24 protein-coding genes and 1 pseudogene are annotated in these 24,754 nt (G+C 66.1%); 1 reads left to right on the forward strand and 24 read right to left on the reverse strand.

Going from position 1 to position 24,754, the window contains the following annotated elements; genetic code table 11:
• The first annotated feature begins 46 nt into the window (after nucleotides 1-46).
• Nucleotides 47-622 carry a cysteine hydrolase family protein gene (locus B9N97_RS22430; RefSeq protein ID WP_244560843.1) on the forward strand — a complete coding sequence of 192 codons (576 nt, stop codon included), beginning with the start codon at nucleotides 47-49 and terminating at the stop codon, nucleotides 620-622.
• A gap of 133 nt (nucleotides 623-755) precedes the next feature.
• On the opposite strand, the gene B9N97_RS22435 is transcribed toward B9N97_RS22430, so the two are convergent.
• The 24 genes and pseudogenes from B9N97_RS22435 to B9N97_RS22545 all read right to left on the reverse strand — a co-directional run bounded on the left by B9N97_RS22435 (nucleotide 756) and on the right by B9N97_RS22545 (nucleotide 24,709).
• Nucleotides 756-1,394, reverse strand: a complete 639-nt coding sequence (locus tag B9N97_RS22435; protein ID WP_432264204.1) for a dienelactone hydrolase family protein — start codon at nucleotides 1,392-1,394, stop codon at nucleotides 756-758.
• A 150-nt stretch (nucleotides 1,395-1,544) separates the two neighbouring features.
• A pseudogene (locus tag B9N97_RS37050) lies at nucleotides 1,545-1,622 on the reverse strand (hypothetical protein); the annotation flags it as partial.
• Nucleotides 1,623-1,734: 112 nt separating this feature from the next.
• Nucleotides 1,735-2,475, reverse strand: a complete 741-nt coding sequence (locus B9N97_RS22440; RefSeq protein ID WP_085089932.1) for an ABC transporter ATP-binding protein — start codon at nucleotides 2,473-2,475, stop codon at nucleotides 1,735-1,737.
• A complete protein-coding gene (locus B9N97_RS22445; protein ID WP_085089933.1) occupies nucleotides 2,468-3,715 on the reverse strand; it encodes a lipoprotein-releasing ABC transporter permease subunit in 1,248 nt (415 codons plus the stop codon). The genes B9N97_RS22440 and B9N97_RS22445 overlap by 8 nt, the downstream gene beginning before the upstream one ends.
• Before the next feature lie 124 nt (nucleotides 3,716-3,839).
• Nucleotides 3,840-5,153 carry a proline--tRNA ligase gene (gene proS, locus B9N97_RS22450; RefSeq protein ID WP_085089934.1) on the reverse strand — a complete coding sequence of 438 codons (1,314 nt, stop codon included), beginning with the start codon at nucleotides 5,151-5,153 and terminating at the stop codon, nucleotides 3,840-3,842.
• A gap of 144 nt (nucleotides 5,154-5,297) precedes the next feature.
• Complete coding sequence (locus tag B9N97_RS22455) at nucleotides 5,298-5,762, reverse strand: hypothetical protein (protein WP_085089935.1); 465 nt, start codon at nucleotides 5,760-5,762, stop codon at nucleotides 5,298-5,300.
• Nucleotides 5,759-6,658 carry a hypothetical protein gene (locus tag B9N97_RS22460; RefSeq protein ID WP_085089936.1) on the reverse strand — a complete coding sequence of 300 codons (900 nt, stop codon included), beginning with the start codon at nucleotides 6,656-6,658 and terminating at the stop codon, nucleotides 5,759-5,761. The genes B9N97_RS22455 and B9N97_RS22460 overlap by 4 nt, the downstream gene beginning before the upstream one ends.
• A gap of 482 nt (nucleotides 6,659-7,140) precedes the next feature.
• On the reverse strand, nucleotides 7,141-7,716 hold the full coding sequence (locus B9N97_RS22465; RefSeq protein WP_085089937.1) for a DNA-3-methyladenine glycosylase I: 576 nt from the start codon (nucleotides 7,714-7,716) through the stop codon (nucleotides 7,141-7,143).
• A 21-nt stretch (nucleotides 7,717-7,737) separates the two neighbouring features.
• A complete protein-coding gene (locus B9N97_RS22470) occupies nucleotides 7,738-7,992 on the reverse strand; it encodes a DUF1467 family protein (RefSeq protein WP_085089938.1) in 255 nt (84 codons plus the stop codon).
• Between the two features lie 35 nt (nucleotides 7,993-8,027).
• On the reverse strand, nucleotides 8,028-8,432 hold the full coding sequence (mce, locus tag B9N97_RS22475; RefSeq protein WP_085089939.1) for a methylmalonyl-CoA epimerase: 405 nt from the start codon (nucleotides 8,430-8,432) through the stop codon (nucleotides 8,028-8,030).
• A gap of 82 nt (nucleotides 8,433-8,514) precedes the next feature.
• On the reverse strand, nucleotides 8,515-10,230 hold the full coding sequence (locus tag B9N97_RS22480) for a ribonuclease J (RefSeq protein ID WP_143266816.1): 1,716 nt from the start codon (nucleotides 10,228-10,230) through the stop codon (nucleotides 8,515-8,517).
• Nucleotides 10,227-11,000, reverse strand: coding sequence for a type III pantothenate kinase (locus B9N97_RS22485; RefSeq protein ID WP_085089940.1), 774 nt, complete (start codon nucleotides 10,998-11,000; stop codon nucleotides 10,227-10,229). Before B9N97_RS22485 ends, B9N97_RS22480 begins: the two co-directional genes overlap by 4 nt.
• Before the next feature lie 45 nt (nucleotides 11,001-11,045).
• Nucleotides 11,046-11,840 (reverse strand): biotin--[acetyl-CoA-carboxylase] ligase, encoded by a 795-nt coding sequence (locus B9N97_RS22490; RefSeq protein WP_085090713.1) that lies wholly within the window; start codon nucleotides 11,838-11,840, stop codon nucleotides 11,046-11,048.
• Nucleotides 11,841-11,850: 10 nt separating this feature from the next.
• Nucleotides 11,851-13,299: an NADH-quinone oxidoreductase subunit NuoN gene (nuoN, locus tag B9N97_RS22495; protein ID WP_085089941.1), complete on the reverse strand. Its 1,449-nt coding sequence runs from the start codon at nucleotides 13,297-13,299 to the stop codon at nucleotides 11,851-11,853.
• A gap of 13 nt (nucleotides 13,300-13,312) precedes the next feature.
• On the reverse strand, nucleotides 13,313-14,839 hold the full coding sequence (locus B9N97_RS22500) for an NADH-quinone oxidoreductase subunit M (RefSeq protein WP_085089942.1): 1,527 nt from the start codon (nucleotides 14,837-14,839) through the stop codon (nucleotides 13,313-13,315).
• A gap of 25 nt (nucleotides 14,840-14,864) precedes the next feature.
• A complete protein-coding gene (gene nuoL / locus B9N97_RS22505; RefSeq protein ID WP_085089943.1) occupies nucleotides 14,865-16,979 on the reverse strand; it encodes an NADH-quinone oxidoreductase subunit L in 2,115 nt (704 codons plus the stop codon).
• A 9-nt stretch (nucleotides 16,980-16,988) separates the two neighbouring features.
• A complete protein-coding gene (gene nuoK, locus B9N97_RS22510) occupies nucleotides 16,989-17,297 on the reverse strand; it encodes an NADH-quinone oxidoreductase subunit NuoK (RefSeq protein ID WP_014248409.1) in 309 nt (102 codons plus the stop codon).
• Between the two features lie 2 nt (nucleotides 17,298-17,299).
• Nucleotides 17,300-17,914, reverse strand: a complete 615-nt coding sequence (locus B9N97_RS22515; RefSeq protein ID WP_085089944.1) for an NADH-quinone oxidoreductase subunit J — start codon at nucleotides 17,912-17,914, stop codon at nucleotides 17,300-17,302.
• A gap of 18 nt (nucleotides 17,915-17,932) precedes the next feature.
• Nucleotides 17,933-18,421, reverse strand: a complete 489-nt coding sequence (nuoI, locus tag B9N97_RS22520; RefSeq protein WP_014248411.1) for an NADH-quinone oxidoreductase subunit NuoI — start codon at nucleotides 18,419-18,421, stop codon at nucleotides 17,933-17,935.
• Between the two features lie 107 nt (nucleotides 18,422-18,528).
• Entirely contained in the window at nucleotides 18,529-19,539 is a 1,011-nt protein-coding gene (nuoH, locus tag B9N97_RS22525; protein WP_085089945.1) for an NADH-quinone oxidoreductase subunit NuoH, read from the reverse strand.
• Nucleotides 19,532-21,595, reverse strand: coding sequence for an NADH-quinone oxidoreductase subunit NuoG (gene nuoG, locus B9N97_RS22530; protein WP_085089946.1), 2,064 nt, complete (start codon nucleotides 21,593-21,595; stop codon nucleotides 19,532-19,534). The genes nuoH and nuoG overlap by 8 nt, the downstream gene beginning before the upstream one ends.
• Before the next feature lie 15 nt (nucleotides 21,596-21,610).
• Complete coding sequence (gene nuoF / locus B9N97_RS22535) at nucleotides 21,611-22,900, reverse strand: NADH-quinone oxidoreductase subunit NuoF (protein WP_085089947.1); 1,290 nt, start codon at nucleotides 22,898-22,900, stop codon at nucleotides 21,611-21,613.
• A 16-nt stretch (nucleotides 22,901-22,916) separates the two neighbouring features.
• A complete protein-coding gene (nuoE, locus tag B9N97_RS22540) occupies nucleotides 22,917-23,564 on the reverse strand; it encodes an NADH-quinone oxidoreductase subunit NuoE (RefSeq protein WP_085089948.1) in 648 nt (215 codons plus the stop codon).
• Nucleotides 23,561-24,709: an NADH-quinone oxidoreductase subunit D gene (locus B9N97_RS22545; protein WP_244560922.1), complete on the reverse strand. Its 1,149-nt coding sequence runs from the start codon at nucleotides 24,707-24,709 to the stop codon at nucleotides 23,561-23,563. The genes nuoE and B9N97_RS22545 overlap by 4 nt, the downstream gene beginning before the upstream one ends.
• Nucleotides 24,710-24,754: the final 45 nt, after the last annotated feature.

Consider the following 24,754-nt stretch of genomic DNA (forward strand, 5'->3'; position numbering starts at 1 on the left):
CCGGCGGACTTGTCACGCGATGGACTATCGCGGCAGGATCGTCGGCATGGAAAACCTGCCAACTCTCCTGCCCGCCAACACCGCTTTGCTGATCGTCGACCTGCAACAGGCCATCGACGACCCGCGCTGGAGCCTCGTCGGCCCGCGCAACAATCCGCAGGCGGAGACCAACATCGCCGCCTTGCTGGCCGCTTGGCGGCGGGAGGGGCGGCCCATCGTCCATGTCCGCCACGATTCGACGGAGCCGGAGTCCACCTACCGCCCCGGCGGCCCCGGCCACGCCTTCAAGGCGGAGGCGATGCCGCTGCCCGGCGAGACGGTGATCGGCAAGCGGGTGAACAGCGCCTTCATTGGCACCGGTCTGGACGACTGGCTGCGCGCCCGCGGCATAGGTACGCTGGTGGTGGCCGGCGTCATCACCAACAACAGCGTCGAGGCGACGGTGCGGATGGCCGGCAACCTCGGCTACGACGTGCGTCTGGTGGCCGACGCCTGCTTCACCTTCGCCCGGCTCGATCGGTCAGGGAGGCTGCGGACGGCCGACGAGGTCCACGACCTGTCGCTCGCTAACATGGATGGGGAGTACGCGACGGTGGTGGAGACGGCGGAGGTGGTGGGCTGAATGCCCCCTCCCCATCCCTCCCCCGCTTCGCGGGAGAGGGGGCAGGACGCTTGCGGGAATTCTGCAAAGGAGCGGCGGCAGTTCCCTCTCCCGCGAAGCGGGGGAGGGTTAGGGAGGGGGCAAGAGCACTCCCCTACGCCAGCTTCGCCTTCAGGAACTCCACCGTACGCTTCCAGGCCAGATCGGCGGCCTCCTTGTTGTAGCGCTCGGCCGAGGTGTCGTTGTGGAAGGCGTGGTTGACGCCCTCGTACACAAAAATCTGGTGCTCGACGCCGGCCTTCTTCAGCGCCTCGTCGTAAGCGGGGATGCCGGCATTGATGCGCTGGTCCAGCCCGGCATAGTGCAGCAGCAGCGGCGACTTCACCGTACCGACCAGCGCCGGATCGGGGGTCGGGCCGTAGAAGGCGACGCCGGCCTTCAGGTCGGGCGCCTTGATCGCCAGCCGGTTGATCATGCCGCCGCCCCAGCAGAAGCCGACCGCCCCGACCTTGGCCGAGGAATAGCGGTAGGCCATCAGATAGCTCATGCCGGCGATCAGATTGTTGACCGTCTTGTCGGCGTCGAGCTGGCCGATCATGTCGCGGGCCTTGTCTGCGTCCTGCGGGGTGCCGCCCAGCGGCGACAGCAGGTCCGGCGCCATCGCCACGAAGCCTTCGGTGGCAAGGCGCCGGGTGACGTCCTTGACGTAGGCGTTCAGGCCGCGGTTCTCGTGGATGACCAGCACCGCCGGAGCCTTGTCGATCAGCTTGGGCCGGGCGAGATAGCCTGACACGTCCCCGGTCGCCCCCTGGAAACTGATCTCTTCCGCCGCCAGACGAGTGTCGTCCTCACCGACGATGGCCGCGCGGGCATAGTTCGGCTCGATCGCCGCCAGGATCGCGGGAATGGCCGCAGCGCTACCCGCCAGCCCCGCCAGCCGCTCCAGGAAGACCCGGCGCGGCAGCGGCGCATGGGTGTATTCGTCGTAGAGGTCGATGATCCGCTGGTCCATCCCCGATGCCCCCTGTCTTGTCGGTGCCGCAGCTCAGCCGGTGCGGTCGCGCATGAGAGTGGGGGCGCCGTACCGGCTTGGCAACCGTGGGGGCGGATCCGCTTTCGGCCTATGACGCCGCTTAGGAGGCTTCCGGCGCCACCTCGCTCAGCGGGACCAGTTCCGACGGCTGATACTCCACCAGATGGCCGTCGCGCATCTCCAGAACCCGGTCCATGCGGCGGGCGAGGTCGAGATTGTGGGTCGCCACCAGAGCCCCGACCTTGGCCTGCCGGACGATGGCCGACAGCATGGCGAAGACATGCTCCGCCGTGTGGGGGTCGAGGTTGCCGGTCGGCTCGTCGGCGATCAGCAGCGACGGGGCGTTGGCGAGCGCGCGGGCGATGGCGACGCGCTGCTGCTCGCCGCCGGACAGGCGGGCCGGCCGGTGGGTGCCGCGCTGCTCCAGCCCGACCATGCGCAGAAGCTCGTCCGCGCGCTGGCGGGCGACCGACTTCGACACGCCGGCGATCATCTGCGGCAGGACGATGTTCTCCCGCGCCGAGAATTCCGGCAGCAGGTGGTGGAACTGATAGACGAAGCCGATGGAGCGCCGCCGCACCTCGGTCCGCTTGCCGTCGTCCAGATTTGACACGTCGGTTCCGGCGATGCGCACGACGCCGTCGGTCGGCCGTTCCAGCAGGCCGGCGATGTGCAGCAGCGTCGATTTGCCGGCACCCGACGGGCCGACCAGCGCCACCAGCTCGCCGGCGCCGACGGTCAGGTCGACCCCGCGCAGCACCTCCAGCGTCTCGCCCGCCTGTTCGAAGCGGCGGACGATGCCCTTCAGTTCCAGCATCGGCTGCATGACAACGTCACTCATAGCGCAGGGCCTCCACCGGATCGAGCCGGGCGGCGCGCCAGGACGGGTAGATGGTGGCGGCGAAGGACAGGCCGAGCGCCATCAGCGTCACCTGAATGACCTCGCTCCAGTCGATCTTCGCCGGCAGGTGGGACAGGAAATAGATCTCGGCATTGAACAGGTTGGTGCCGGTCAGACCCTGGATGACCTGCCGGATGCTCTCGATGTTCAGCGCGAAGGACACGCCGAGCGCAAGTCCCAGCAAGGTCCCCGTCACCCCGACGCTGGCGCCGGACAGGAAGAAGATGCGCATGATCATGCCGCGCGTCGCCCCCATGGTGCGCAGGATCGCGATGTCGCGCCCCTTGTCCTTCACCAGCATGATCAGGCTGGAGATGATGTTGAAGGCCGCCACCATGATGATCAGCGACAGGATCAGGAACATCACGTTGCGTTCGACCTGCAGCGCGGTGAAGAAGCTGGCGTTCGACTGCTGCCAGTCGACCACTCTGCCCTCCCCCGCCACCACCGACTGGACGGCGGCGCGGGCGGACGCGATCTGCATCGGGTCGCTGACGAAGACCTCCAGCGAGGTCACGGCGTCGCCGGTGCGGAAGAAGGCCTGCGCCTCCTCCAGCGGCAGGAAGATGAAGCTGTTGTCGTATTCGAACATGCCGACGTCGAAGATCGCGCCGATGGGATAGCTGCGCATCCGCGGCACGGTGCCGAAGGCGGTGACGTTGCCCTGCGGCGCGATCAGCGTGATCTGGTCGCCGATGCTCAGGCCCAACCGCTGGGCCATGCGCACGCCGATCGCGACGCGGTCATCGCCGAACTCATCCACCGAGCCGCGGATGATGTTGTTGGCGAGCGTCGGCCGCACCCGGAAATCCTCCGGCCGCACGCCGCGGATGACGGCACCGGAGGCGACCCCGCGCACCGAAACCAGCGCCTGCCCCTCCACCGTCGGGGTGACGTTCACCACGCCCGGCGTGTTGCGCAGCTTGCCGGCCAGGATGTCGAAGTCCGGCAGCGGGCCGCCGCGCATGTTGTAGACGTTCAAATGCCCGTTGAGGCCGAGCACCCGGCCCAGCAGCTCCGCCCGGAAGCCGTTCATCACCGCCATTACGATGATGAGCGTCGCCACGCCGAGCGCGATGCCCAGCAGCGAGAACCCCGCGATGACCGAGATGAACCCTTCCTGGCGGCGCGCCCGAAGGTAACGCATCGCGACCATGCGTTCGAAGGCGTTGAAGATCATGAGGCGGGGGTCCTGTGGGTGGGCGGAAACGATGCCCTACATAAGAACGTGAGCGTGGCGGGAAAAGGGCAAAGCCCGGACCGCCGACTTGGGCGATCCGGGCTTCCTGTTCGAGCTAAGCCGATCAGCCCAGCAGCTTTGCCAGCGCCGCCTCGACCGGCAGCTCTTCCTTCTCGCCCGTCGCGCGGCGCTTCAGCTCGACGACGCCGTTCTTCAGGCCGCGCGGGCCGACGACCAGCTGCCAGGGAACGCCGATCAGGTCCATGTCGGCGAACTTGGCGCCGGGGCGCTCCTCGCGGTCGTCATAGGCGACCTCCAGGCCGGCCGATTCCAGCTTCGCATACAGCTCGGCGCAGACGCGGTCGGTCTCGGCATCGCCGGACTTCAGGTTGATCAGGCCGACGTTGAAGGGGGCGACGGCGTCCGGCCAGATGATGCCGTTGTCGTCGTGGCTGGCCTCGATGATGGCGCCCATCAGGCGCGACACGCCGATGCCGTAGCTGCCCATCTCCACCGGGATCGACTCGCCGTTCGGGCCGGCGACCACGGCGTTCATCGGCTTGGAGTACTTGGTGCCGAAGTTGAAGATGTGGCCGACCTCAATGCCGCGGGCCGACACCAGATCGGCTTCCGGAACCGGGCTGTTGGCCGGGTCGTGCTTCTCGTCGGTCGCGGCGTAGATGGCGGTGACGCGGTCGAAGAAGGGCTGCAGGTCGTCCTCGATGCCGGGGGCGTCCTTCAGCACGTCCAGGGTCATCCAGTCCTTGTGGCAGAAGACGCCGCTCTCGCCGGTCTCGGCCAGGATGATGAACTCGTGGCTCAGGTCGCCGCCGATCGGGCCGGTGTCGGCACGCATCGGAATCGCCTTCAGCCCGATGCGGGCGAAGGTGCGCAAGTACGCCAGGAACATCTTCTGGTACGAACGGCGGGCACTGTCCGCATCGATGTCGAAGGAATAGGCGTCCTTCATCAGGAATTCGCGGCCGCGCATCACGCCGAAGCGCGGGCGGATCTCGTCACGGAACTTCCACTGGATGTGGTAGAGGTTCAGCGGCAACTGGCGGTAGCTCTTGACGAAGGAGCGGAAGATGTCAGTGATCATCTCCTCGTTCGTCGGGCCGAACAGCATATCGCGGTCGTGACGGTCGGTGATGCGCAGCATCTCCTTGCCGTAATCGTCGTAACGGCCGCTCTCGCGCCACAGATCGGCCGACTGGATGGTCGGCATCAGCAGTTCCTGCGCGCCGGCGGCGTCCTGTTCCTCGCGGACGATCTGCTCGATCTTGCGCAGAACCCGATAGCCCAGCGGCAGCCAGGCATAGATGCCGGCGCTGGTCTGGCGGATCATCCCGGCCCGCAGCATCAGGCGGTGCGAGACGATCTGCGCCTCGGTCGGGGTCTCCTTGAGGGTCGGCATGAAGAAGCTGGACAGCCGCATGGCTCTGCTCTCGTGTGCGAGGTGTTCGACAAGGCCGCGCGCGCATGGCTCCTGCGGACAGGAACGGACACGGGAGCGGCGGGTGAGCGACTTTAGGAAGGTCGCCCGCACTTGTCCACTGTAAGCCCCCCGCTTGGCCGCCGGTTACCGGGCGCGGCAATAGACGTAGAGGCGTTCCTCGGCACCCGGATCGATCGGCTGGCCGTTGAGATAGAGCTGATTTCCGACGACGGTCAGCCACACCGCGGTGACGTCATCGGGCAGGAACGGCACCGACGGCAAGGCGATGCCCATCCGCCGGGCGAGATCGACCGACAGCGGCAGATCGATGGGGATCGGCGGCTGCGCCCCGGCGCTGCCGGGCAGGTCGGCGGGGGCGACCGCGCGGCCATGCACATCCACGCCCGGCCGGTATTCGACGTCGGCGGCCGGCACATGGCGGGTCAGCCGCTGGCACAGCGACAGATCCACCACCGGCCGGTCGCGGGCGGCGTCGGGGGTCAGCGGCACCGGGCCGGGACGCGGCGTCTGGGTTTGCGCCGATACCGGTAGGGCCGCCAGGAACAGCGCCACCGCCAATCCGGCATACAGGGTGCCGCGGGCGGTCACAGCGTGTGCCGTTCGGCCACCGGGGCCGTGTTGCGCATGGATTTCCAGTAGATCGACAGGTAGGGCATTCCTTTCTCCGCCTCCTCCTGGGTCCGCGCCGACTGACGGATGTACTTGCCGATGAAGGGCTTGTTCACATGCTCCAGGTCCACCGCGGCCTTCAGCACCAGGAACTCGCCGATCTTGTCCGGCAAATTGTAATGCCATTTCTGCAGGCAGTCGGAGGTCACACCCGGCTTCGCCTGTTCGGGCTCCGGCAGGTAGAATTCCTGGTGGTGGTACTGCGAGATCTCCTTCCACGCCTGCGCCACCCGGCCGGGCTTCAGCCGCGGCAGCGCCTTCAGGATGCGCACATCGTCGTGAAACAGCGGTAAAAAGCCCCGCTTTTCCGCGAGTTCGGTCAGCATCGTATGCAGGCCGGCCATGACGCCGCCCTCGCCGCCCTCACCGCCGCCGTTGTCCGTCTTCTCCTCGCGCTTCCGGCTGAACAGTGCGCTGAAGAACCCCTTCTTCGGCTTGGCCTGATTCCCGCCACCGCTGTCCTGCCCGACCTTGCGTTCGTCCCACAGCGAGTCCCAGGCATATTCCCAGGCGGTGAAGACAGCGTTGGACCGGTCGTCGAGCACCGTCAGCAGATATTCGCGCCCCTCCCGCGCCCAATCGACATCGCCGACGATGGCGCGCACCGGACGGCGGCTGAGCACCACCGGCAGGATGCCGACGCGCACCAACTCCTGGTAGAACTCGACGAAGGACGGTGTCTGGATGAAGGGCAGGATCGAGCATGGCTGAAGCTCAGGCGCCAGCAGCTCCATGCTTTTCTTTGTCCGCTCCATCAGTTCAGTCGACAGAACCGCGGCGAACTGATCGAACCGTTCGTTTTCATTCGCGGCCATCGGCGCCTCGACTGTCGTCCTCTTCCTGCCACCCGCCGAAGCGGGCAAAGGTTCACCTGGAAAGCGGCCAAAGCGGATTCGCCCCGGCGGTATGGCCACCGAAGGCGTTCGCGCAGCCCGGCTGATGGCCCTGATTGGGAAAAACCCCGATGCGAGCTAAGCCAAGCAACGCTACCAAGTAAACCGTTAACGTTTTCTGGAGCGGCGGCGGAAATTTCCTGTCCGCACCCCTGCCCCGTCGCCTCCCGACCGCCGAATAAAGAAAGGCCGCGCGGCAAAAGCGGCGCGGCCTGTCGAGTTTAGGGAGGAATCGCCACCAGGCGTCGGAAAGGGAGGAATATCCCCCCTCATCACTCCAAAAGAGTGAACCCGTGCCAGGACGATGGCAAGCCCAAAACACAGGCAGATGCGTCCCATGCACAAAGTTTTTGCAAATTTGCACAGCTCTTCGGCGGTTGCTGCCGATCTAGGCGGGCGTTTGCCTATTCCATGGGCGTATACCCGCGGTAGCCGGCGTCCACGGCAGCTTTCCAGGGTGGACTCTGGGCAAGCACCGTGGCCTGAACCGGGCAGTCGGCCTGATGAGCGCCGGGCAGATAGCCCAGGCTCATCAGGAACTCCCCGACGATCTCGCCGCCCGTGAAGCGGAAGGTGCGCCCGAACAGCTTCACCCACTCCGCCTTGGTCAGCGGGTGATGAGCCCGCAGCCAGCCGTCGAAAGAGCCGTGGGTTTCCCGCAATGCGACGATGCGGCGGGCGTTCTCGATCACCGCGTCCACCTTCAGGCGGTTGCGGATGATGCCGGCATCGGCCAGCAGCCGCGCCCGCTCCGCCTCGCCATAGGCCGCGACGCGGTCGATGTCGAACCCGTCGAAGGCGGCGCGGAAGGCGTCACGCTTCTTCAGGATGGTCAGCCAGGACAGGCCGGCCTGATTGATCTCCAGCACCAGACGCTCGAACAGGACCCGGTCGTCGCTGCTGGGAAAGCCGTACTCGCCGTCATGGTAGGGGCCATGGTGCGGATGGCCGGGCGCGGCTGCGCAATAGGTCAGGCTCACCCGATCCTCTCCTCTGGTTCGTCAGAACATGTCCCGCGCCATGTCCCGGAAGGAGATGATGCCGGACCGCTCGATGCCGAAGATCACCAGCCACACCAGCAGGGCGACCAGCGAAGTGATCATGAATTTGCGCAGGATGTGCGGCTCGACCGGCGCGGAGGAGGCCATGCCCGGCTCCGGATTCTCCGGTGTCCGGACGCCCCAGGGCAGCACCGCGAACAGCACCACCCACCAGACGACGACGTAAACGAAGGCTCCAGTCACCCAGTTGTCCATCGTTACCTCCGCGTCTAATTCGTCTCAGTCCCGCCTCAGGCCTGCTCCAGTTCCACCAGCGTCCCGCAGAAATCCTTTGGGTGCAGGAACAGGACCGGCTTGTCGTGGGCGCCGATCTTCGGCTCGCCGTCGCCCAGCACGCGGGCGCCCTGCTCCTTCAGCCGGTCACGGGCGGCCAGGATGTCCTCCACCTCATAGCAGATGTGGTGGATGCCGCCGGACGGGTTCTTTTCCAGGAAGCCGGCGATCGGCGACTTCTCGCCGAACGGATGCAGCAGTTCGATCTTTGTGTTGGGTAGGGTGACGAAGACGACGGTGACGCCGTGCGGCGGCAGATCCACCGGCTGCGACACCGCGGCGCCGAGCGTGTCGCGGTAGAGCGCGGTCGCCGCCGGAAGGTCCGGAACGACGATGGCGACGTGGTTGAGCTTCCCGATCATGCGTGTCCTCTCGCTGGCTGTGGCTGGCCCGTTAGCGGGCTCTGATAAGCCTGTTATACGTCAAATCCGGTCTTGGATTCGTTCAGACGCGGACCAGATGGACCTCCGTCACCGGCTTCTTGCCGTGGGTCGCGTTGAAGCAGCGGCGTACGGCGATCCGCGCCGCCTCCTTCACCTGGGCATCGTCGGCCCGCGCCGACTTGGGCAGCATCGCCACCGACTCACGCACCGCATCCACCACGTCCAGCAGCAGGTCGCGGTCGGTCGCCTCGTCGATCAGCCCCATCACCGCCAGCTGCGGGGCGGTCATCAGCTCGCCCGTTCCGGTCATCACCAGCGTCACCACGGCGGCGCCGTTGTTCACCATGCGGTTGCGCGCGCGCATCATGCCGGTGTCGAGCGGCACCAGACGCTTGCCGTCCACCGCCATGCGTCCGGCGCGCACATTGGCCACCACTCGCGCGCCTTCCGGCCCGTCGAGCCGTAGGACTTCGCCGTTGGCCGGCACGATGCTGTGGGCGACCTGACACTCCTCCGCCAGGGCGGCATGGGCCTGCTGGTGGCGCTGCTCGCCATGAACAGGCACGGCGATGCGCGGGCGCACCCACTGGTACATGCGCACCAGCTCGTCCCGCGCCGGGTGGCCGGAGACATGGACCGGCGCCTCGTCCGCCGTGACCAGCTCAACGCCCTGGGCGACCAGCTGGTTCTGCATGCGGCCGATGGCGCGCTCATTGCCGGGGATCTCGCGGGAGGAGAAGATCACCACGTCGCCGCGCGACAGCGTGATCTGCGGATGGTCGTTGGCGGCGATGCGGGCAAGGGCCGAGCGCGGCTCCCCCTGGCTGCCGGTGCAGATCAGCACCAGCTTCTCGCGCGGCAGGTAGCTGGCATCATGCTCCGACAGGAATTTCGGCACGTCGGCGAGATAGCCGGTGGCCCGCGCCGCCTCGTTGATACGCCACAGCGATCGGCCGACCAGCGCCACATGGCGGTCATGCGCGGCGGCGGCAGCGGCGATGCTCTCCAGCCGCGCCACATTGGTGGCGAAGCAGCTGACGGCAATGCGGCGGTCACGGTAGCGGCCGAACAGCTCCATCAGAGCCGCGCGGACGGTCGCCTCCGACCCGGCGGCGCCCGGCACCAGCGCGTTGGTGCTGTCGCCGACCAGCGCCAGCACCCCCTCGTCGCCGATGGCGCGCAGCCGCTCCTCGTCGGCCGTCTCGCCGACCAGCGGATCGGGATCCAGCTTCCAGTCGCCTGTGTGCAGGACGGTGCCGGCCGAGGTGCGGATGGCGAGCGCGTTCGGCTCCGGGATCGAATGCGTCATGGTGACATATTCGACGGAGAAGGGACCGACCTCCACCGTGCCGCCCAGCGGGATCTCGTGGATCGGCACCGAGCTGCTCAAGCCCTTCTCATGCAGCTTGGCGCGCAGGAACGCCGCGGTGAATGGCGTGCAATAGACGGGGCAGCGCAGTTCCGGCCACAGATATTGGACGGCGCCCAGATGGTCCTCATGCGCATGGGTCAGCACCAGACCGACCAGATCGCTGCGACGCTCGGCGATGAAGGTCGGGTCCGGCATGATGACGTCCAGCCCGGGCATGGTGTCGTCGGCAAAGGAGATGCCGAGGTCCACCATCAGCCATTTGCCCTGGTGCCCGTAGAGATTGAGGTTCATCCCAATCTCGCCGGAACCGCCGAGCGGGACAAAATACAGTGCGCCATCCTCCGGTACGAAGGTGTCCGCCGGGGCTTCGGACGTTCCGGCGGCTGTCTTGGAGGATTGTGTCATTGGACCGTGTTGCGCTTGTGGATCAGGAGGAGACCGCGGAGCGTCAGCTCGTTGTCGGTGTGCTCGATGACATGGGTAGCCTTGGCGAAAAGAACAGCCAATCCGCCGGTGGCGACCACCCGCATCGGTTCGCCGTACTCCGCCCGGATGCGGGAAACCAGCCCTTCGATCAGCCCGACATACCCCCAGAAGATGCCGGACTGCATGCAGGCGATGGTGTTCTTGCCGATCACCTCGGCCGGCGGCTGGATCTCGACGCGCGGGAGCTTGGACGCGGCCCTCTGCAGGGCCTCCAGCGATAGGTTCAGCCCCGGCGCGATCACGCCGCCGCAGTAGTTGCCGTCGGCATCGACCACGTCGAAGGTGGTCGCCGTGCCGAAATCGATGACGATCAGCGGCGTCTTGTAGGTCGCGGCGGCAGCCACCGTGTTGACCAGACGGTCGGCACCGACCTCCTCCGGCCGGTCGACCAGCGCCTTGGCACCGAGGTCGACGCCGGGCTGGCCGACGATCACCGGCTCGCAGCCGAAATGATCCTTGCACAGCCGCTTCAGGTTGAAGGTGGCGCCGGGCACCACGCTGGCGATGATGGCGCCATGGATGTCGACCGGCTTCAGCCCCTTCAACGCCATCAGGTGGGTCAGCCACACCATGTATTCGTCGGAGGTGCGTTTCGGATCGGTCGCCGTGCGCCAGATGCCGCGCTGGCGGTCGCCGTCATAGATGGCGAACACCACGTTCGTGTTTCCGGCGTCGATGGCAAGCAGCATGGCAAGGTCCTGAAGGCGGTGGGCGTTTGAACTCGGCTGACGGACTCAGCTTTCGGGATGCGGCGCGAAGAACACGTCGCCGGCGGCGATCCGCTGGCGCGGCCCGCCGTCCGTTGGATCAAGCAACAGAACGCCGTCGCTGTCCAGATCGGCGAAGGTGCCGGAGATCGTCCGATCGGCCAGCCTGACCAGGATCGGCCCGCCCAGCCCCTTGGCCCGCGCCAGCCACGCCTCGCGCACGGGTGCGAAACCATGGGCGCGCCAGCGGCCATACCAAGTCGCCAGATGCTCCGCATAGACCTCGAGCAGCGCGCCCGGTCCCATCGGCGGTGCGCCCTCGGCGATCAGGGAGGTGGCGCCGTAATCGACGGTCGCGGGAAAATGCCGCAGGTTGATGCCGACCCCCAGCACCACCCAGGCGACCTTGCCGTCGGCCGCCGGCTCCGACTCGAGCAGGATGCCCGACAGCTTGCGGTCATGCACCAGAACGTCGTTTGGCCATTTGCAGCGAACACCGCTCGGATCGGGAAGGACCGACTCGGCAGTTTCGGCGATGGCAAGCGCCGCAACGAACGATATCTGCGCCGCCTCCGCCGGCGGCAGACCGGGCCGCAGGATGGTCGTGCTGTAGAGGTTGCCCTCGGGAGAGGTCCAAGCCCGGCCACGGCGGCCACGGCCGCTGTCCTGCCGACGGGCCCAGACGATGGTGCCTTCCGGCGCCCCTGAACGCGACAAGGCCTTCGCTTCGTCGTTCGTGCTGCCGACGGAGTCGAAGGCCTTGACCTGGAAGCCCGGAGGCAGGCGCAGTCGCGCCGCCTCCGCTTCAAGCGATAGCGTCATCGGTAGGATGTCACCCGGCGAACAGGGCCGCCGCGGCAGCCGCCGCACCGTTCAGGATCGGCGCCGGAGCGACGAAGAACAGCAGGGTGAACAGGCTGGTCAGCACCAGGACGCCGGTCATGCCGTCGTCGTCGACCTTGTCGACCACCACCACGGGCTCATCGAAATACATGATCTTGATGATGCGCAGATAGTAGAAGGCGCCCACGACGCTGGTCAGCACACCGACGACCGCCAGCGTGTACTCCTGGGCGGCAATGGCGGCGAGGAAGACGTACAGCTTGCCGAAGAAGCCGGCCATCGGCGGGATGCCGGCCATGGAGAACATGAAGATCGCCATGGTCGCGGCCAGCATCGGATTGGTCTTCGACAGGCCGGCGAAGTCCTTGATCTCCTCCAGCATCTGGCCCTTGGCCTTCATGCTCAGGATGACCGCGAAGGCGCCGATGTTCATGGCGATGTAGAGCGCCATGTAGATCAGCACGCCGCGCACGCCGTCCTGCGTGCCGGTGGTCAGGCCCACCAGCGCGTAACCGACATGGCCGATGGAGCTGTAGGCCATCAGGCGCTTGATGTTGGTCTGCATGATGGCGACGAAGGAACCGATCACCATCGACAGGATGGCGGTCGCCACCAGCACCTGATGCCACTGGGCGGCGAGATGGCCGAACGGCTCCATCACCACGCGGGTCAGCAGGGCGATGGCCGCCACCTTCGGCGCCGCAGCGAAGAAAGCGGTGACCGGGGTCGGCGCACCCTCATACACGTCCGGCGTCCACATGTGGAACGGAGCGGCCGAGACCTTGAAGGCCAGACCGGCCATCACGAAGACGAGGCCGATCACCAGACCCGGTGACACATGGGCACCGCCGGCGAACAGCGCCGCGACCTTGTCGAAGGAGGTGGTGCCGGCGAAGCCGTAGACCAGCGAAGCACCGTACAGCAGCATGCCCGAGGAGAGCGAGCCGAGGACGAAATACTTCAGACCGGCTTCCGAGGACTTGCCGCTGTCGCGGCGGAAGGCGGCGATGACATAGAGCGCCAGGCTCTGCGTCTCCAGGCCGACATACAGCGAGATGAAATCGTTGGCCGAAATCATCATCAGCATGCCGAGCGTGGCGAAGATCATCAGCACCGGGAACTCGAAGCGGGCCATTTGCTCCCGCTCGTTGAAGCCGAGCGAGAGGATGACCGCGAAGGCCGCGGAGACCAGCACCAGCACCTTCATGAAGACGCCGAAGGCATCCATCACGAACATGCCGTTGAAGGTGACAACCCGGCCGCTGCCGTAGCCCATCGCCAGGACGGCGGCGAGCAGCATGCAGACGATCGCCAGATAGGAGACGGGACGGGTGAAGCCGTCACCGCGGAACACGCCCAGCATCAGCAGGGCGACGCCCGAGAGCGCCAGGAAGATCTCCGGCAGGGCCGGCCAGATGTCGGGAAACACTGCGGTCATGTCGAAGAACCCCTTACCGAGCGGCGACCGAGACACCGGACGCGGCGTGCGACGCGGCCAGCTTGGTCTGGTAGGTCTGGATCAGCTGCTCGACCGATGCCGAGGTGACGTTCAGGAAGCTGCTGGGATAGACGCCCATCCACAGGACCACGGCGATCAGCGGCACGAACACCGCGATTTCGCGCGGGGTCATGTCGAACATCGCCTTGACGTCCGGCTTGGTCAGCTTGCCGTAGACGACGCGACGGTACAGCCACAGCGCGTATGCGGCGCCGAGAACCATGCCGGTGGCGGCCAGGGCGGCGACCCAGGTGTTGTCGCGGAAGACGCCCATCAGCACCAGGAACTCGCCGACGAAGCCGGCGGTGCCCGGCAGGCCGACCGAGGCCATGGTCATGAACAGGAAGACCACCGCGTATTTCGGCATGTTCTTCACGAGGCCGCCGTAGCGGGCGATCTCGCGGGTGTGCAGCCGGTCATAGACGACGCCGACGCACAGGAACAGCGCACCCGACACCACGCCGTGCGACAGCATCTGGAACACCGAGCCTTCGATGCCCTGCTGGTTCAGCGCGAACATGCCGATGGTGACGAAGCCCATGTGGGCGACCGACGAGTAGGCGATCAGCTTCTTCATGTCCTCCTGGGCGAGAGCGACCAGCGAGGTGTAGATCACGGCGACGACCGACAGCGTGTAGATCAGCGGCGCGAAATACTCGGTCGCTTCCGGCAGGATCGGAATGTTGAAGCGCAGGAAGCCGTACCCGCCCATCTTCAGCAGCACGCCGGCCAGGATCACCGAACCGGCGGTCGGCGCCTCGACGTGGGCGTCCGGCAGCCAGGTGTGGACCGGCCACATCGGCACCTTCACCGCGAAGGACGCGAAGAAGGCCAGCCACAGCCACAGCTGCATGGAGCGGGGGAACTGGGTGGCGGTGATGGTCGGGATGTCGGTGGTGCCGGCCACATAATACATGGCCAGGATCGCCAGCAGCATCAGGACCGAGCCGAGCAGCGTGTAGAGGAAGAACTTGAAGGCGGCATAGACGCGGCGCGGACCGCCCCAGACACCGATGATCAGGAACATCGGGATCAGGACGCCTTCGAAGAACATGTAGAACAGCACGAAGTCCAGCGCGCAGAACATCCCGATCATCAGGGTTTCCAGCGCCAGGAAGGCGATCATGTATTCCTTCAGGCGAACCTGCACCGACTCCCAGCTCGCCAGGATGCACAGCGGCATCAGGAAGCCGGACAGGACGACGAACAGCACCGAAATGCCGTCGACGCCCATGTGGTAGTTGATGCCGAACTCAGGGATCCAGCCCGCCTTCTCGACCATCTGGTAGCCGGGATTGCGCGGATCGAAGTTGGCCCAGACCAGCAGGGTCAGGACGAAGGTGACGAGGGTCGTCCACAGCGAGATGTACCGCACGTTCCGCAGCACGTCCGGGGAATTGCCCCGGCAGAACAGCAGGATCAGCGCGACGCCCACGAGCGGCAGGAAGGTCGCGAACGACAGGATCGGCCAGCTAGCCATTGTTGTTGTTCTCCTTCGAAACCGCTCAGCCGAAGACCGACAGCCAGGCGACGAGCAGGACGACCCCGATCACCATGGCAAAGGCGTAATGATAGACGTACCCCGACTGCAGCCGGCTGGCGCGTGCCGCGACGTCGCGGGTGGCGGCGGCGATGCCGTCCGGACCCACGCCGTCGATCACCGCCCCGTCGCCCGACTTCCACAGGCCGTAGCCCAGGGCCTTGGCCGGACGGGTGAACAGCGCGTCATACAGCTCGTCGAAATACCACTTGTTGTAGAGGAACTGGTGGATGCCGCGGAATGTGCCGGCGATCTTGCCCGGCAGGCGCGGCATCTGGATATAGCCGATATAGGCCATGGCAATGCCGATCAGGCCGACCACCAGCGGAGCGATGGCGACCCAGCCCGGGGTGTGGTGGTGCGCAGCCTCGACAGCGTCGTGGTCGGCCAGGACCATGATGGCCTTGCCCCAGAACTCCGCGCGGTCATGACCGACGAAATATTCGTGGAAGCCGACACCGGCGAACAGGGCTCCCAGCGTCAGCACCGCCAGCGGGACCAGCATGACGACAGGCGACTCATGGGCGTGGTCGTACACTTCCTTGTCCATCCGCGGCGTGCCGTGGAAGGTCATGAACAGCAGGCGCCAGGAGTAGAAGGCAGTCAGCAGCGCCGCGGCAATGCCCAGGGCGAAGGCGAAGCGCCCCACCCCGCTGCCGGAGGCGAAGGCCGCCTCCAGGATCATGTCCTTGGAATAGTAGCCGGCGAAGAAGGGCAGACCGGCGAGCGCCAGATTGCCGATCCACATCACCGCATAGGTGAAGGGGATCTTGCGCCAGACGCCGCCCATCTTCCGCATGTCCTGCTCATGGTGCAGGGCATGTATGACCGAGCCGGCGCCAAGGAACAGCAGGGCCTTGAAGAAGGCATGCGTGAACAGGTGGAACATGGCCGCGCCGTAGGCGGAGACGCCGGCGGCGAAGAACATGTAGCCGAGCTGCGACATCGTCGAATAGGCGATGACGCGCTTGATGTCGAACTGGGTGAAACCGATGGTCGCCGCGACGAAGGCGGTCAGGCCGCCGACCACCGTCACCACCTCGAGCGCCGTCGGGGCGTATTCGAACACGGGCGACAGGCGGCAGACCATGAAGACGCCGGCGGTCACCATGGTGGCGGCGTGGATGAGCGCCGACACCGGGGTCGGGCCTTCCATCGCGTCCGGCAGCCAGGTGTGCAGGCCGAGCTGCGCCGACTTGCCCATGGCGCCCATGAACAGCAGCAGGCAGGCGATGGTCAGGCCGTTGAAGTCCCAGCTGAGGAAATGAAGCGTCTCGCCGGTCAGCGTCGGAGCCTTGGCGAAGATCGTGTCGAACTGGACCGACCCGGTCAGCACGAAGATCGCGAAGATGCCGAGCGCGAAGCCGAAGTCGCCGACGCGGTTGACCAGGAAGGCCTTCATCGCGGCGGCGTTGGCCGACGGCTTCTCGTACCAGAAGTTGATCAGCAGGTAGGAGGCCAGACCGACGCCCTCCCAGCCGAAGAACAGCTGGACCAGATTGTCGGCCGTCACCAGCATCAGCATGGCGAAGGTGAACAGCGACAGGTAGCCCATGAAACGCGGCTTCTGCGGGTCCTCGGCCATGTAGCCAATGGAATAGACGTGCACGCAGGCCGAGACGGTGTTGACGACGATCAGCATCACCGCAGTGAGCTGGTCGACGCGCAGCGCCCACTTCACGTCCAGCGTGCCGCTCTGGATCCAGGTCATCAGCTCGATCGTGCGCGGATTGCCGTGCACGGCGACGTCGAAGAACAGGATCCAGGACAGGATCGCCGAGACGATGACGGCACCCGCGGTCACGAACTGCGAGACCCGGTCGCCCACGGTCGGCGGGCCGGCGACGACGTGATGGTCGTCGTGGGCGTCGTCGTGCGCGTGGTCCAGCTCGTCGTGCGAGATGTGGTGGGAATGATCGTCATGGGCATGGGCGATCTGGGCATGCCCATGATCGTCATGACCATGACCGTGGCTTCCGTGACCCGCAGCAGCCGGCTCGGCCTTCGGCCCGCCGAACAGCGCGATCGATCCGGCGACGAGGAACGCCAGGAGCGGAAGGAATACGACTAGCACTTCCATGGCGCCGCCTCAGCCCTTCATCATGTTGATGTCTTCGACTCGGATCGAGCCGCGGTTGCGGAAGTAGACCACCAGGATGGCGAGGCCGATGGCCGCCTCGGCGGCGGCGACGGTCAGGATGATCATGGCGAAGATCTGGCCGACCAGATCGTGCAGGAAGGTCGAGAAGGCGACGAGGTTCAGGTTCACCGCCAGCAGCATCATCTCGATCGACATCAGGATGATGATGACGTTCTTCCGGTTCAGGAAGATCCCCAGCACACCCAGCGTGAAGATGATGGCCGAGACCGTCAGATAATGTCCGAGACCGATCTCCATGATCACACGCCCTCCCCGGTCGAGACCTTGCGGATAGCGACCACGTCTTCCCGGCGACGGGCGATCTGGACGCCGATGTTCTGTTTGCGCACGCCCGGACGATGCCGCAGCGTCAGCACGATCGCGCCGATCATGGCGATCAGCAGAACGATGCCCGACGCCTGGAACAGGTAGACGTACTGCGTGTACATCAGCCGTCCCAGCGCATGGGTGTTCGTCACCTGATCGAGCGCCGGCGTCGGCGCGCCGGCGATGGCGGCGACGTTCGGAGCCACGATCCAGCCGCCGAGCACGGCGGCCAGTTCGGCCAGCAGGATCAACCCGACCAGCGCGCCCAGCGGCAGCGCTTCCATCGCACCCTTGCGCAGCTCGCGGAAGTTGATGTCGAGCATCATCACCACGAACAGGAACAGCACGGCGACGGCGCCGACATAGACGATGACGAGGATCATCGCGATGAACTCGGCGCCCATCAGGACGCAGAGACCGGCCGCCTGGAAAAAGGCGAGGATCAGGAAAAGGACCGAATGAACGGGGTTCCGCGCCGAGATGACCATCACACCGGAGGCCACCAGCAGCGCGGCGAACACGTAGAAGGCGATGCCTTGGAGTATCATCGTTTTTCTCGCTTCCGCTTACCGGTAGGGAGCCTCGGCCGCGAGGTTCTGGGCGATTTCCGCCTCCCAGCGGTCGCCGTTCGCCAGCAGCTTCTGCTTGTTGTAGAAAAGCTCTTCACGGGATTCGGTGGAGAACTCGAAGTTCGGCCCCATGACCACCGCATCGACCGGGCAGGCTTCCTGGCACAGGCCGCAGTAGATGCACTTGGTCATGTCGATGTCGTAGCGCGTGGTGCGGCGGCTGCCGTCGTCGCGCGGTTCGGCCTCGATGGTGATGGCGAGAGCCGGGCACACCGCTTCGCACAGCTTGCACGCGATGCAGCGCTCCTCGCCGTTCGCATAACGGCGGAGCACATGCTCACCGCGGAAGCGGGAGCTGATGGGGCCCTTCTCATAGGGGTAGTTGATCGTGACCTTGGGCTTGAACATGTAGCGCAAGGTCAGCGCCATGCCGCCCAGCAGCTCGGTCAGGAACAGGCTGCGCGCCGCGCGGTCGAGGAACGCCATGGCCTCTTCGTCTCCTTCCTCGCCGGCGGCCGCCCTTTGGTCGGGCGGCTCGCCGGCACTCAAATCGACATGTCGATGGTGGGTTCGGTGCAGGCTTTCGCCGTCGCTTACTTCGGCAGCCAGCCGAAGGTCACCAGGACGCCGGCGGTCAGCACGACCCAGAACAGCGACAGGGGCAGGAAGACCTTCCAACCCAGCCGCATCAACTGGTCGTAGCGGTAGCGAGGCACGGTGGCGCGAACCCAGACATAGGTGAACAGGCAGAACGCGATCTTCAGCGCGAACCACACGATACCCGGCACCCAGGTGAAGGGCGCGAAGGGCAGCGGGGGCAGCCAGCCGCCGAGGAACAGGATGCTCGTCATCGCGCTCATCAGGATCATGTTGGCGTATTCGCCAAGGAAGAAGAGCGCGAAGGGAGCCGAGCTGTACTCGACCATGAAGCCGGCGACCAGCTCCGACTCGCCTTCCGGCAGATCGAAGGGGGCGCGGTTGGTTTCCGCGAGCGCCGAGATGAAGAACATCACGAACATCGGCAGCAGCGGGATGCAGAACCAGACCGTCTCCTGGGCCCGCACGATGTCGGTCAGGTTCAGCGAACCGACGCACAGCAGCACGGTGATGATGATGAGGCCCATCGAGACCTCGTAGGACACCATCTGTGCCGCGGAGCGGAGCGCACCGAGGAAGGCGTAGCGCGAGTTCGAGGCCCAGCCGGCCATCACGATGCCGTACACGCCCAGCGAGGAGATCGCGAACAGGTACAGCACGCCGACGTTGATGTTGGACAGCACCACCCCGTAGTCGAACGGGATGACCGCCCAGGCGATCAGCGCCAGGAAGAAGGTCAGCATCGGTGCGACATAGAACACGATGCGGTTGGCGCCTTCCGGCAGGATCTGCTCCTTGGCGAACAGCTTCAGGCCGTCGGCGAAGGGCTGCATCAGGCCGAATGGACCGACGATCGCCGGGCCCTGGCGCAGTTGCATCGCGCCCATGATCTTGCGCTCGGCATAGGTCATGAAGGCGACGGCCACCAGCAGAGGCACGGTGATCGCCAGGATTTGCAGGACCATAATGATCAGCGGCAGGAGGAAGCCGCTCCAGAACTCAGCCATGGGTGCCAGTCCTCTCCTGAGCAGGGCCCACCAGCGCTTCCGTGCAGTTGGCCATCGTCACCGACGCCCGGCTGATCGGGTCGGTCATGTAGAAGTTGGTGATCGGCGTCACGAAGGGGGCGGCGCCAACCGGGCCCTGCGCGCCGAACGGCGCCCAGCTGGCCGGGGTCATCTCGCCGACCGCGCCGAAGATCGGGTTGGCCGCCATCAGCCGCTGGCGCAGCTGGCCGTGGGTGTCAAAGGGCAGCGTGGTGCCCAGGACTTCCGACAGGGCGCGGACGATCTTCCAGTCCTCGCGCGCTTCGCCCGGCGGGAAGACCGCGAGGCGGGCGAGCTGCGGACGACCTTCGGTGTTGACGTAGACCGCGTTCTTCTCGGTGTAGGCGGCACCGGGCAGGATGACGTCGGCGCGGTGGGCGCCGGCATCGCCATGGTGGCCCTGATAGACGACAAAGGCGTTGCCGAGCTTGGCCATGTCGATCTCGTCGGCACCCAGCAGGTAGACGAAGTCGATCTCACCCTTCGACGCGCCGTCGAGGATGCCGTGGATGTCGCGGCCGCCCTCGCCCGGCAGGAAGCCTGCCTCGATGCCGCCGACACGCGCCGCGGCGGTGTGCAGGACGTTGAAGCCGTTCCAGTCGTCGCGGAACATGCCGTAGGCCTCGCCGACCAGACGGGCGGCGGCCTGGACCGCGAGACCGTCGGCGCGCTGGAAGGCGCCCATGCCGACGATGATCATCGGGTTCTTGGCGGCGCGCAGCGTCTCGGCGAACGGATGGCTGCCGTCGACCAGCTGCTGCAGCGTGTCCGGACCGGAGCCGATCACGCTGTAGGGATAGGTCAGGTCACGCTGCTCGCCGATGGAGGCGATGGTGACGCCGCCCGCCAGATAGCGCTTGCGGATGCGGGCGTTGACCAGCGTGCCTTCCCAGCGCGGGTTGGTGCCGACCAGCAGGATCACGTCGGCCTTTTCGATGCCGGCGATGCCCGAGTTGAACAGATAGCCGGCGCGGACCGAGGTGTCGAACCGCGCACCGTCCTGACGGCAGTCCAGGTTCGTCGAACCGAGACGCGACAGCAGCTCCTTCAGCGCGAACTGCGCCTCGACATCGACCAGATCGCCGGAGATGGCGGCGATGCGGTTGCCGGACAGACCCTTCAGGCGCGCCGCGACGGCGGTGAAGGCCTCGGCCCAGCTGGCCGGGACCAGCTTGCCGTTCTGGCGGATGTAGGGGCGATCGAGGCGCTGGCGCTTCAGACCGTCGTAGGAGTAGCGGCTCTTGTCGTTCAGCCACTCCTCGTTGATGTCGTCGTTGACCCGCGGCAGGACGCGCATCACCTCGGCGCCACGGGCGTCGACGCGGATGTTCGAGCCGACGGCGTCGAGGACGTCGATGGTCTCGGTCTTGCGCAGCTCCCACGGGCGCGCCGTGAAGGCGTAGGGCTTGTGGGTCAGCGCGCCGACCGGGCAGACGTCGGCGAGGTTGCCCGACAGCTCGGACCCGATCGCCTTCTCGACGAAGGTGGTGATCTCCATGTGCTCGCCGCGATAGACGGCGCCGACATCGGGAACACCGGCCACTTCGTTGATGAAGCGGATGCAGCGGGTGCAATGGATGCAACGGGTCATGATGGTCTTGATGACCGGACCCATATACTTGTCCTTGACCGCGCGCTTGTTCTCGCCGTAGCGGCCGCGGTCGAAGCCATAGGCCATGGCCTGATCCTGCAGATCGCACTCGCCGCCCTGATCGCAGATCGGACAATCCAGCGGGTGGTTGATCAGCAGGAACTCCATGACGCCCTTGCGGGCCTTCAGGACGGTCTCGCTGTTGGTGCGGACGACCATTCCGTCGCCGCAGGGCATGGCGCAGGACGCGACCGGCTTGGGCGCGCGCTCCATTTCCACGAGGCACATGCGGCAGTTGGCCGGCACGCTGAGACGCTCATGGTAGCAGAAGCGCGGAATCTCGATCCCCAGCTGCTCGCAAGCCTGGAGGATCGAGGTGCCCGGCTCGACCTCGATCTCGATCCCGTCGATGGTCAGTTTCGGCATGGGAACGGGAACTCCTTACTCGGCCGCCAGCGGGGCGCTGTTGCGGTAGGCCTGGATGCGCCGCTCCACTTCCGGACGGAAGTGGCGGAACAGGCCCTGGATCGGCCAGGCGGCAGCGTCGCCGAGCGCGCAGATGGTGTGGCCTTCGACCTGCTTGGTGACCTGCAGCAGCATGTCGATCTCTTCCATGCGCGCGTTGCCGGTGACCATGCGCTGCATGACGCGGTTCATCCAGCCGGTGCCTTCGCGGCACGGCGTGCACTGGCCGCAGGACTCATGCGCATAGAACTGCGACAGGCGGGCGATGGCCTTCACGATGTCGGTGGACTTGTCCATCACGATCACCGCGGCGGTGCCGAGGCCGGACTGCACTTCGCGCAGGCTGTCGAAATCCATCAGGACGGTGTCGCAGATCGACTTCGGCAGGACCGGAACCGACGAGCCGCCGGGGATGACCGCCAGCAGATTGTCCCAGCCGCCGCGCACGCCGCCGGCGTGCTTTTCGATCAGCTCCTTCAGCGGGATGCCCATCTCCTCTTCCACGTTGCACGGCTTGTTGACGTGCCCGGAGATGCAGAAGAGCTTGGTGCCCGAGTTCTTCGGACGGCCGAGACCGGCGAACCAGGACGCGCCGCGACGCAGGATGGTGGGAACAACCGCGATGGATTCGACGTTGTTCACCGTGGTCGGGCAGGAATAGAGACCGGCCTGGGCGGGGAACGGCGGCTTGTTGCGCGGCTGCCCCTTCTTGCCCTCGATCGACTCGATGAGCGCGGTTTCCTCGCCACAGATATACGCGCCCGCACCCCGGTGGATGTAGACGTCGTAGCTGTAGCCGGTGCCGCAGGCGTTCTTGCCGATCAGCCCCGCCGCGTACGCCTCGTCGATGGCGCGCTGTACGTTGGAACCCTCGTTGTAGAACTCGCCGCGGATGTAGATGTAGCAGGCGCTGGCGCCGATGGCGAAACCGGCGATCAGGCAGCCCTCGATCAGCTTATGCGGATCGTGGCGCAGGATGTCGCGGTCCTTGCAGGTGCCGGGCTCGCCCTCGTCGGCGTTGATGACGAGGTAGACGGGCTTGTCGGTCACGTTCTTCGGCATGAAGGACCACTTCATGCCGGTCGAGAAGCCGGCGCCGCCACGGCCGCGCAGCCCCGATTCCTTCACCTGATCGATGATCCAGTCCCGGCCATTGGCCAGGAAGGACGCCGTGTTGTCCCAGTCACCGCGCTTGCGGGCCGCCTCGAGACCGAAGTCCTGGTAGCCGTAGAGGTTGGTGAAGATGCGGTCCTCATCGCGAAGCATCGCTGTCCCCTCCCCCTCAATCGTCCGCTTGCGCGGTGGTGGCGTCCGCTTGCGCGGTGGTGAAAGCCTTCAGCGTCGTCGGGCCGCCGACCGGCTCCGAGGACTGACGGCCGATCTGCGAACCGGGCTTGGGCGTCTCGCCGCGCGCCAGCGCGTCGAGGATGCGCTCCATATGCTCTGGGCCGACGTCTTCGTAGTAATCGTCACCGATCTGCACAACCGGCGCGTTGACGCAGGCGCCCGAGCATTCGACCTCGCCCAGCGTGAACTGGCCGTCGGCCGTGGTCTCGCCCACCTCGATGCCGAGCTTCTTCTTGCAGGTGTGGACGATCTCGTCCGACCCGCGCAGCCAGCAGGGGGTGGTGGTGCAGACCTGGACGTGGTGCCGGCCGACCGGGGTCTTGTTGTACATCGTGTAGAAGGTCGCGACCTCGTACACGCGGATGCGCGGCATGCCCAGCAGGTCGGCCACGGCGTCCATGGCGACGCGCGGCAGCCAGCCGCCGTTCTGACGCTGGGCCACGTCCAGCAGCGGCATGCAGGCGCTGGCCTGCTTGCCTTCCGGGTACTTGGCGATGATGCGCTTCGCCAGTTCCAGGTTTTCCTGGGTGAAGGTGAAGCTGGTCGGCTCGGCGTGGCCGTGATCGGAAGCGGGCGCGCTCATCGATCGATTTCTCCGAAAACGATGTCCATCGAGGCGATGTTGGCGACTGCGTCGGCCAGCATGTGACCCTTCGACATGAAGTCCAGGCCCTGAAGATGGGCGAAGCCCGGCGCGCGGATCTTGCAGCGGTAGGGCTTGTTGGTGCCGTCGGACACCAAATACACGCCGAACTCGCCCTTGGGCGCCTCGATGGCGGTGTAGGTCTCGCCGGCCGGAACGTGGAAGCCCTCGGTGAAGAGCTTGAAGTGGTGGATCAGCGCTTCCATCGAGCGCTTCATCTCGCCGCGCGGCGGCGGGGACACCTTGCGGTCCTCGATCTTGTAGGGACCGGCAGGCATCTCCTTGCAGCACTGGCGGATGATGCGCAGCGACTGCTTCATCTCCTCCATGCGCACGAGATAGCGCGCCCAGCAGTCGCCTGTCAGGCCGACCGGGACGTCGAACTCCATGCGGTCATAGACCTCGTAGGGCTGCGACTTGCGCAGATCCCAGGCGACGCCGGAGCCGCGCAGCATCGGGCCGGTGAAGGCCCAGTCGAGCGCCTGCTCCTTGGTGACGATGCCGATGTCGACCGTGCGCTGCTTGAAGATGCGGTTCTCGGTCAGCAGGCTTTCGAGGTCGTCCATGAACTTCGGAAAACGCTCGGTGAAGGCCCAGATGTCGTCCAGCAGGCCGTCCGGGATGTCCCAGGCGACGCCGCCCGGCCGGAAGTAGTTGGCGTGCAGGCGGGCACCCGACACGCGCTCGTAGAACTCCATGAGGATTTCGCGTTCCTCGAAGCCCCACAGCGCCGGGGTGATCGCGCCGACGTCCAGCGCACCGGTCGTGATCGACAGGATGTGGTTCAGGATGCGCGTGATTTCCGAGAACAGCACGCGGATGTATTGGGCGCGCAGCGGCGCCTTGATCTGCAGCAGGTTCTCGATGCCGAGCACATAGGCGTGCTCCATGCACATCGGGCTGACATAATCCAGGCGGTCGAAATACGGCACGGCCTGGATGTAGGTCTTGTACTCGATCAGCTTTTCGGTGCCGCGGTGCAGCAGGCCGATGTGCGGATCGCAACGCTCCACCACCTCGCCGTTCAGCTCCATCACCAGACGGAGCACGCCGTGGGCGGCCGGGTGCTGCGGCCCGAAATTCATCGTGTAGGGCTTGATCTGCGTCTTGGTCTCCGGACCGGAGGCGCT

The organism is Azospirillum oryzae (assembly GCF_900177515.1).
GTDB classification, from domain to species: Bacteria; Pseudomonadota; Alphaproteobacteria; order Azospirillales; family Azospirillaceae; genus Azospirillum; species Azospirillum oryzae_A.